Below are 1,612 nucleotides of genomic sequence, written 5' to 3'. Positions count from 1 at the left end.
CATCCGGCAAAGCCTGCCGCGGACCGGTGTGATATTTCAGGTTGTCGGTGTTTGTGCCAAACAAAATTCTGATTGAGTCAGGGTCTTCATGGATAATACCGGGCCTGACCTCCATGATAATCGACAAGGCTGATAGAAAATCCTGATATCCAGTCACGATCAGGCACCCATCACCGATTACGATCGGGCCGATGAGATCGATGACGCTTGTCGATCCGTTCGTAGCAGAAACGTAAGGGAGAAATGAGACATCCTGTGTGGAGAGAGAGAAATCTCGAAAACTGGGCGTGTCTGGAATTTTGCGACTTCCGCACGAGGCCCAGTTTGGAATTTTCTTCTCTTCGGTCATGGCGGTGTCCTGATCAAGTTATCAGGGGAAATATAGGCCCTAAGACACCATTGCTGCTCAACTCGAAGAAGATCTGAAGCGGACCCTCATCATTAAACAAAGCTTCAGCCCTTCCTCACAGCAAACTTACTGATTTTATTGCACAAAACTCTACAGCAGTAAAAAAATCAGTTCTGATGGACTACGCAATATGAGAGTGTCCTTTTTCCTCAGTTTGCAACCAAGCGGACTTAGGCTTGGCGGCCGGGAACGGGGCTTCTCAGGTAAACCATACCCCATAGAAAATATCGGCCAGAAAGGCCAGAATTGAAGCTGCTGAACGAGAGAGATGTTTTTTGAAGTTCGGATTTCGTTTGTCGAGAATAGGGCCAATGTTCTCCATGAAGCTCGCATTCACTCTTCCGGATAACTGGGCAGAAGCTGAGAAAGGCTCGATATTATAGGGATGAGCATGAACCATCTCGATCAGATATCCACGCGTGATATCGCTGCCTCACTCAGAAGCGGACTGAGGGACTCCGAGGCACACGATGCCTTCGGATCGGAGATGGTTCGCCTGGCGTTCGGGCGACATGAGACAGGACGGATACAGCACGTCGGAACAGTCGACCGCGGCCTTGCATGCTCTTGTCATTGTCCGGCTTGTTCAGAGGCACTTATCGCCAGACAAGGGAACAAGAAGGCCTGGCATTTCGCACATGCAAACGGATCGTCTTGTCGCGATGCGCTCTCAGCTTCATTTGCCATGTTTCTGGCGCAGATCATCCAGGATGGAGATGAGATTGCGCTTCCAGATCTTGAGTGGACATGGGGATCTTCCTTGTCTCGACGCACCTTGCCTGCCTTCACATTTGAAAGCGCGGCTGCCGGTCGCGAACAGAGCAGTGGTGGCTACGAGGTGCGGGCACGCGCCCCAGGCGCTTTGAAGGATGTCCGCATCGTTCTGCGGGCAGTGCGTGGGAAGCACGCGGTGACGCCTAAACCTGGCACTGAATCCGTTCTCGAAATCGATCTATTGCGTCCAATGGAAATCTTGTTTTCGGACGGTAGAAGCATCGAGCTGACGGAAGAGTGGGTGCGCGATCAAATATCTCACCATGCGCCACGTCGATGGCTCTACAATGCCGCATCAGATGCCATGCGAGGAAAGATAGAACGCGAGCGGCTGAGTAGGCATATCGCGGCCCTGCGCGACATTGATACGCCCTTGGCAGGCGGCATGGAGATGAGAGTTGCTGAGCGCCGCATTCGCAGCCTCGGCCG

Annotated in this window: 2 protein-coding genes; one reads left to right on the top strand and one right to left on the bottom strand. The window is 52.5% G+C overall.

The features are described from left to right. Positions 1 to 349: hypothetical protein (locus ACOI1H_RS25440; protein WP_422441096.1), on the bottom strand; the 349-nt coding region annotated here is incomplete at its 3' end. Between the two features lie 451 nt (positions 350 to 800). On the opposite strand from ACOI1H_RS25440, the gene ACOI1H_RS25435 reads away from it, so the two are divergent. Then, positions 801 to 1,612: competence protein CoiA family protein (locus tag ACOI1H_RS25435; protein WP_422441094.1), on the top strand; the 812-nt coding region annotated here is incomplete at its 3' end.

The organism is Loktanella sp. DJP18, assembly GCF_049310965.1.
Classification (GTDB): domain Bacteria; phylum Pseudomonadota; class Alphaproteobacteria; order Rhodobacterales; family Rhodobacteraceae; genus Loktanella.
The sequence above is the reverse complement of the archived record's forward strand: the minus strand, read 5'-3'. Positions and strand labels throughout refer to the sequence as shown.